Origin of the sequence: Frankia sp. EI5c (assembly GCF_001636565.1) — a bacterium.
GTDB lineage: Bacteria > Actinomycetota > Actinomycetes > Frankiales > Frankiaceae > Parafrankia.
Genome location: NZ_LRTK01000079.1, coordinates 1 through 6,503 on the forward strand (window position 1 = coordinate 1; position 6,503 = coordinate 6,503).

General features: G+C 70.4%; 1 protein-coding gene and 16 pseudogenes. 6 read left to right on the forward strand and 11 right to left on the reverse strand.

The genetic code is table 11. The features are described from left to right. Positions 1-239: 239 nt before the first annotated feature. The 11 genes and pseudogenes from UG55_RS41860 to UG55_RS41915 all read right to left on the reverse strand — a co-directional run. Positions 240-523, reverse strand: a pseudogene (locus tag UG55_RS41860) (SAM-dependent methyltransferase); the annotation flags it as partial. Position 524: 1 nt separating this feature from the next. Beyond that, a pseudogene (locus UG55_RS41865) lies at positions 525-923 on the reverse strand (class I SAM-dependent methyltransferase); the annotation flags it as partial. Positions 924-1,085: 162 nt separating this feature from the next. Next, positions 1,086-1,349, reverse strand: a pseudogene (locus UG55_RS41870) (phosphoserine transaminase); the annotation flags it as partial. A gap of 1 nt (position 1,350) precedes the next feature. Continuing rightward, positions 1,351-1,400, reverse strand: a pseudogene (locus tag UG55_RS41875) (hypothetical protein); the annotation flags it as partial. A 33-nt stretch (positions 1,401-1,433) separates the two neighbouring features. Next, a pseudogene (locus tag UG55_RS41885) lies at positions 1,434-1,571 on the reverse strand (phosphoserine transaminase); the annotation flags it as partial. A gap of 1 nt (position 1,572) precedes the next feature. Further along, a pseudogene (locus UG55_RS41890) lies at positions 1,573-1,703 on the reverse strand (phosphoserine transaminase); the annotation flags it as partial. A gap of 1 nt (position 1,704) precedes the next feature. After that, positions 1,705-1,842 (reverse strand): annotated as a pseudogene (locus tag UG55_RS41895) (phosphoserine transaminase); the annotation flags it as partial. A 1-nt stretch (position 1,843) separates the two neighbouring features. Next, positions 1,844-2,210 (reverse strand): annotated as a pseudogene (locus tag UG55_RS41900) (phosphoserine transaminase); the annotation flags it as partial. Then, the coding region (locus UG55_RS41905; protein WP_304440443.1) for a citrate/2-methylcitrate synthase at positions 2,203-2,400 on the reverse strand (198 nt) is incomplete at its 5' end. The gene UG55_RS41905 and the pseudogene UG55_RS41900, both read right to left, overlap by 8 nt. Position 2,401: 1 nt before the next feature. After that, positions 2,402-2,905: pseudogene (locus tag UG55_RS41910) on the reverse strand (citrate/2-methylcitrate synthase); the annotation flags it as partial. Position 2,906: 1 nt separating this feature from the next. After that, positions 2,907-3,295, reverse strand: a pseudogene (locus UG55_RS41915) (citrate/2-methylcitrate synthase); the annotation flags it as partial. Between the two features lie 313 nt (positions 3,296-3,608). Here UG55_RS41915 and UG55_RS41920 point away from each other — a divergent pair. The 6 pseudogenes from UG55_RS41920 to UG55_RS41945 all read left to right on the forward strand — a co-directional run. Further along, positions 3,609-3,906, forward strand: a pseudogene (locus UG55_RS41920) (pyridoxamine 5'-phosphate oxidase family protein); the annotation flags it as partial. A 1-nt stretch (position 3,907) separates the two neighbouring features. Continuing rightward, positions 3,908-4,066 (forward strand): annotated as a pseudogene (locus UG55_RS41925) (pyridoxine 5'-phosphate oxidase); the annotation flags it as partial. A gap of 1 nt (position 4,067) precedes the next feature. After that, positions 4,068-4,298: pseudogene (locus UG55_RS41930) on the forward strand (pyridoxine 5'-phosphate oxidase C-terminal domain-containing protein); the annotation flags it as partial. A gap of 328 nt (positions 4,299-4,626) precedes the next feature. Then, positions 4,627-5,097, forward strand: a pseudogene (locus UG55_RS41935) (hypothetical protein); the annotation flags it as partial. A gap of 290 nt (positions 5,098-5,387) precedes the next feature. Further along, positions 5,388-5,758 (forward strand): annotated as a pseudogene (locus tag UG55_RS41940) (L,D-transpeptidase); the annotation flags it as partial. Positions 5,759-5,780: 22 nt separating this feature from the next. Continuing rightward, positions 5,781-6,185, forward strand: a pseudogene (locus UG55_RS41945) (L,D-transpeptidase); the annotation flags it as partial. Between the last annotated feature and the right edge of the window lie 318 nt (positions 6,186-6,503).

Below are 6,503 nucleotides of genomic sequence, written 5' to 3' on the forward strand. Positions count from 1 at the left end.
GGCGGCAAGAGCGAGGACACAACGAGTTACAAGGCATTCATTTCATCAAGCTATCGGTATAGTAGTCGACGTGGATGGAGTAGGTTAGGAATCTACGTCAATCGCCATCCCTCAGCCCACGGCAGCCACAGCCTGACGGGATTCACACCCCGGTTCCACGCGCCGGAACTCCGGTTTGGTCGCCGGCCGCCGGAGGCCGGTGTCTCCCGCCTGATTCCTTATGTCTCCTGCCTGATTCCTTACGGAGTCTCCCGCGGGCGCCGGGCCAACAGATGTGCCTGCCGACCTCGTTCTTCCTCCGTCGGTGCTCGCACCAGCCGGGCTACCTCGACAAGCCCGGCCTGCTTCACCAACGCGGTGAGGTGGTCGGGCGGCCAGCGATAGGCACCTGTCACCCGATGGTCGTACGCGTGCACTCCGGCCTCGGCATCATCCGTGGCCAGGAAACCGAGCAGCAGGTGACCGCCGGGAGCCAGGACGCGGTGAATCTCGGCCAGGACGGCGGGAAGGTCGGCGGGAGGGGNGTGGATGAGGGAGTAGCGGCAGAGGGCACCGCACAGTGCGCGGTCCGGCAGGTCCAGCGCGGTTATCGTGCCCACCTCGAACCGCAGCCCCGGATGAGAGCTTCGAGCGACGGCGACCATCTCCGGCGAGATATCAACGCCGAACGCGTCCAGCCCAAGGCTGTGCAGGAAGGAGGTCGCATAGCCAGGCCCACAACCAAGGTCCGCCACCGGACCGACCGGACCGACCGGACCGGGCAGGCTGGGCGTACCGCGCACGAGGTCGGCGAACGCGCAGAGCAGCGCTCGTTCCAGCGGCTGGCGATCGAGCACGTCGGCGAAAAGCTCCGCGTACACCTCGGCCACACTGTCGTACGCCGCCGCGACGGTCGCCAGGTAGCTCGGGGCGGATTCGTCCACAGCCGATCAGCCTAGGTGCGCGCCATCCGAGGTGTGCACGATCCGAGCCGCGGCCCTGCCGACCAGATCTGGCCGGGGAGACGTGCCACCTCCCCCGCCAGATCCCGCCCGCTGGTGTCGACGCCTGGTCAGCGGCGACGCCTGGTCAGCGGCGACGCCTGGTCAGAGGCGCTCGACGACGTGATCGATGGCGCCGGTGAGCGTTTCGACGTCCGACGGCTCGATGGCCGGGAAGCAGGCCACCCGGAGCTGGTTGCGACCCAGCTTGCGGTAGGGCTCGACGTCGACCACGCCGTTGGCGCGCAGCACCTTGGCCACCGCGGCGGCGTCCACGCCCTCGAAGTCGATGGTGACGACGACCTGCGAGCGCTGCGCCGGGTCGGCGACGAACGGTGTCGTATACGTGGTCTTCTCGGCCCAGTTGTANAGGATCGAGGAGGACTCGGCGGTCCGCCGCACGGCCCAGTCGAGGCCGCCNTGCCCGAGCATCCAGTCGAGCTGGTTGGCGANCAGGAAGAGCGTCGACACGGCCGGGGTGTTGTAGGTCTGGTCCTTGGTGCTGTTGTCGAGCGCCGTGGTGAGGTCGAGGAACGGCGGGATCCAGCGGTCGGTGGCCGCGATCTCACCGAGCCGGGCCAGCGCCGCCGGNGACATGAGGGCCACCCAGAGACCACCGTCGGAGGCGAAGCACTTCTGCGGGGCGAAGTAGTAGACGTCCACCTCGGTCAGGTCGACGGGCAGGCCGCCGGCGCCCGAGGTCGCGTCCACCAGGTGCAGCGCNCCCGGGTCGGTGCCCACCGGGCGCCGCACCGGACGGGCGACCCCGGTGGAGGTCTCGTTGTGCGGGGTGGCGTAGACGTCGATGCCCGCCGCCGGCGCCCAGTCGGGGTGCGTGCCCGGTTCCGACTTCACGATCGACNGGTCGGCCAGGAAGGGCGCCCCCTTCGTCGTGTCGGCGAACTTCCCGCCGAACTCGCCGAAGACGAGGTGCTGGGAGCGTTCCCGCACCAGGTTGAAGGCGGCGGCGTCCCAGAACGCGGTGGCTCCGCCGATACCGAGGACCACCTCGTAGCCCTCGGGCAGCGAGAACAGGTCCGCGAGCCCGGAGCGAACCCGGCCCACCAGGTTCTTCACCGGCTTCTGCCGGTGCGACGTGCCGAGCAGCTGCGTCCCGCTGGCGGCGAGGGCGTCCACCGCCTCGGTGCGGACCTTCGACGGACCACAACCGAAGCGGCCGTCGACCGGCCGCAGCGTGTCGGGCAGCACGATCGTCGGAACGTCAGACATGGACGTCTCCCAGCGGCCTCGGCGCGGGGCCGACGTAGCGGGCGGACGGGCGGATGAGCCGGCCGGTGCGCATCTGCTCCAGGATGTGAGCGCTCCAGCCCGCGGTGCGGGCACAGGTGAACATGGACGTGAACATATGAGCCGGCACCTCGGCGAAGTCCAGCACCACGGCCGACCAGAACTCGACGTTNGTCCGCAGCGGCCGGTCCGGGTAGCGGTTGGTCAGCTCGTCGATGGCTGCCGCCTCCAGCGCCTCGGCCACCTCGTAGCGGTGGGAACCCAGGTCACGGGCGGTGCGGCGGAGCACTCGGGCGCGCGGGTCCTCGGCCCGGTAGACCCGGTGCCCGAAGCCCATCAGGCGCTCCTTGCGGTCCAGGGCCTGGCGCACGTACCCGACGGGGTCACCGGTCCGTTCCACCTCGTCCAGCATCGCCAGCACCCGGGAGGGGGCGCCACCGTGCAGCGGCCCGGACAGCGCGCCCACCGCCGCCGACAGCGCCGCGGCGGCGTCCGCCCCGGTCGACGCGACGACGCGGGAGGTGAAGGTGGATGCGTTCATGCCGTGCTCGGCGGCGGACACCCAGTAGGCGTCGACGGCCTGCACGTGCTTGGGGTCGGGCTCGCCACGCCAGCGGATCATGAACCGCTCGGTTATGGTCCGGGCGCGGTCCACCTCCCGCTGCGGCACGGCGGGCNGCCCGAGCCCGCGGGCCGACTGCGCGACGAAGGACAGCGCCACCACCGACGCCCGGGCCAGGTTGTCCCGCGCCTCCTGCGGGGTGATGTCGATCAGCTGGCCGAAGCCCCAGTACGGGGCGAGCATGGCCAGCGCGCTCTGTACGTCGACTCTTATGTCACCGGAGTGCACCGGCACCGGGAAGGGCTCGGCCGGTGGCAGACCCGGTTCGAAGGCCCCGTCGACGAGCAGGCCCCAGACGTGGCCGTAGTCGACCTTCCCGACAAGGTCCTCGATGTCGACCCCGCGATAGCGCAGGGCGCTGCCTTCCTTGTCCGGCTCGGCGATCTCGGTCTCGAAGGCGATGACGCCTTCCAGGCCCGGCTTGAAATCGCTTGTCTTCTCGGCCNTCGAGTCNGGATCTCCGCTTCTGTCTCTGCCGACCGCGGGACGCCGCCCTGCCGGGACGGCGTACCGACGATGCTGTCCGGTGTTGACGACGCACTCGTCCGTCTGCATCCTGCCCTGTCAGGGACGGTTACGCCACCGGGCCGGGGGTGATGAGTCGCGTTCCGCACGGGTCCGCGGCACCTGTCCCGAACAGTCCGCGGCGGGGTGCGCGAACCAGCCGGAGATGCCCGGCGACGACACCCGAGCCAGGGTGAGGCCGGTCGCATCGGCGAGAGGCTGCCAGGATCCGAACCGTGAGCCTGCNCCCACCNGCGCCCGATCCCGCCGCACTGCGGCTCAACTACCGGCCGGGCCGGTTCGACGAGGCGATGCTCGCCACCACCTGGGTCGAGCAGTTCCGGAAATGGTTCGCGGACGCCTCCGCTCCAGAAACGGGAATCGGCGAACCCAACGCGATGATCTTTGGTACGGCTGACGCCGTTGGCCGGCCGAGTTCCCGCACGGTACTGATGAAAGGTTTCGATCACCGCGGTTTCGTGTTCTTCACGAACTACGGCTCGACCAAGGCCCGGCAGGCCGCGGCGAATCCGCGCGGATCCGCGCTGTTCCNCTGGTACGCGCTGGAGCGACAGGTGATCGTGGCCGGTGGCGTCGAGCGGATCACCCGGGCCGAGACCGAGGCATATTTCCGCTCCCGGCCGCGCGGATCACAGCTCGGGGCCTGGGCGAGCCACCAGTCCACCGTGATCCCGTCTCGCGACGCGCTGACNGACCGGCTGGCCGAGCTCGAACGCCGCTGGCCTGAGGACGAGCGGGTGCCGACCCCCCCGTTCTGGGGAGGGCTGCGGCTGGTACCGGTCTCCGTCGAGTTCTGGCAGGGCCGCCCCGACCGCCTCCATGACCGCCTGCGTTATCGACTGATCACGGAAGGTGCGAACGGTGCCGAGCGGACCCCCGGAACCGGCCCGGGAACCTGGATCATCGAACGCCTGGCGCCCTGACCATCGAACGGCTGGCGCCTGACCATCGAACGGCTGACCCCCTGACGTCGAGCTGAATTCGGGACGAATCCCCCGGGCGCGCGCGTCCCAACAGCGTCACCGCGACGCGTTTAACACGGATGAACACCCAACGTTTCCGCTACATCGGACCCGGTCACCTCGTGACGATGCGGGCATTGGTACCTTTCTGCCTGCAGCCGTACCTGATCGGCAATCGCTGATCCGCGTCCCGCGCCGACTTGGCCGCNCGCTGGCCCGTCGGGCACGTTGACGGGCCGCCGGCGGCGCGTGTCAACGGCGACCCGTCACAATCGAGGGAGACGGATTCATGCGGATCACCAGAATGCGGGCCGCAGCGGCCGGCGTTCTCGGCGCGGCCCTGATAGCAGTGGCCCCGCCGGCCTCGGCTACCAGCACGTCGACACCCACAGCCCCCGCCACGACCGCCGCGGCGTCCGCCTCCGCGACCCCGGCCGCGGACCTTCCCGACGCCACCACCGTGCCCTCCGGCACGCCCACCGCCGACGCGACCGAAACCCCCGAGGCGGACGCCTCCGCCAGCGCCACCCCGACCGAGGGCGCGACCGCGGACCCGTCCACCGGGGCCAGTGCCACCGCGACGGACGGCGCGTCACCGACGTCGACGCCGACCGAGGGAACCGGCGACCCGATTCTCGACGGATTCCTGTCGCTGCTGCCGTTCAAGGTGCCGCTGGACAAGGAGATCAACGGGATCGAGGACTTCGACGCGAACCCGTTCCTGCTCAGCCACACCTGCGGTGGGGCCGGCCCGGAGTGGNCGCTGCGCAACACCGCTGACAAGGCCTTCNGGTATGGCTGGTTCGACACCAGCCTCGGCGCCGGAATCAGCGAGATCGGCCCCGGCGAGACCCAGAGCCTGAACACGCACGGCATGGCTGTCGTCATCGCTCCGTGGGACGCCGAGACCGGCTACCTGCTGGTCACCCTGCCCACCGTCGGCATGTCCGAANGCGAGGGCACCGCGCCGCCCGCCGCCGCTCCCATCGCGCTGCCCATCGCCTCGCCCGCGGCTGCAAGCGCGGTGAAGGCCGAGCCCTACTACACCGGATGACCGGCGATCACACAGCGCCTGCCCGGCGCCAGCCCGGCCGCCGCACCCTGTCCCGGACAGGTGCGGCGGCACTGGCCGTTGTACTGGGCGGCGTCATTCTCACCGGTTGCGGCGGAGACGACTCGGGCAGCGGCTCATCCGAGGTTCCCGACGCCGTGCGCAGCCAGCTCGCCGCCGTCGCCGGCCTGGGGCAGGGCGCGAGCACCGTGCTGACCGCCGCCGGCGCCAGCGTCGACATCTACCAGGCGCCGAACGCGACACGACCGACGTCCACGCTGTCGAACCCGAACGAGAACGGCGCACCGCGGGTCTTCCTCGTCCAGGCGAAGATGCCGGGATGGTGGCAGGTCCTGCTCCCCGTGGAGCCNAACGGCAGCACCGGCTGGGTNAAGGCGGAGCAGGTCACCGCCAGCCAGACGCCGTACCGCATCGTCGTCGCACGCGGAGCGCACAAGCTGCGCCTGTACAGCGGCGACCAGATGATCGCCGAGGAGTCGGTGGCGATCGGAACCTCCGACACCCCGACACCCGGTGGCCGGTTCTTCCTGATGGAGCTGCTCCGGCCGAGCAACCCGAACGGCGCCTACGGTCCGTACGCCTTCGGCCTGAGCGGCTTCTCCACCAGCCTGGAGTCGTTCGGTGGCCGTGACCCGGTCATCGGCATCCACGGAACGAACGAACCGAAGTCACTGGGCCGGGACGTCAGCCACGGCTGCATCCGGCTGAGCAACGACGCGATCACTCGGCTGGCGCAGACGGTGCCGCTGGGCACGCCGGTCGAGATCATCGCCTGAGCGAAGCGGTATCTGCCGCCGCGCCCCTGGCCCGGCCGAGCCCCTGGCCCGGCTGTGCTGTGCCCCTGGCCCGGCTGTGCCCGTGGCGCGTCGGTGCGAGCTGCCCTCCACATCCCGCACCGACGCGACCACCCCCGATGGAGCCCGTCACTTCCCCACCGGATGGACGGGCGAGGAGTCGAGCCCGCCGTCTCCCTGCCCACTTCAAGGGTGGCCAATCCCGGCGCGGCGAACCGGCGGACGACCGAATCGGTTCGTGTCGGATAGCCGACACGAACTCTTCTTGCGCCACAACCAAGATCCCCGGTAGTGGACGTC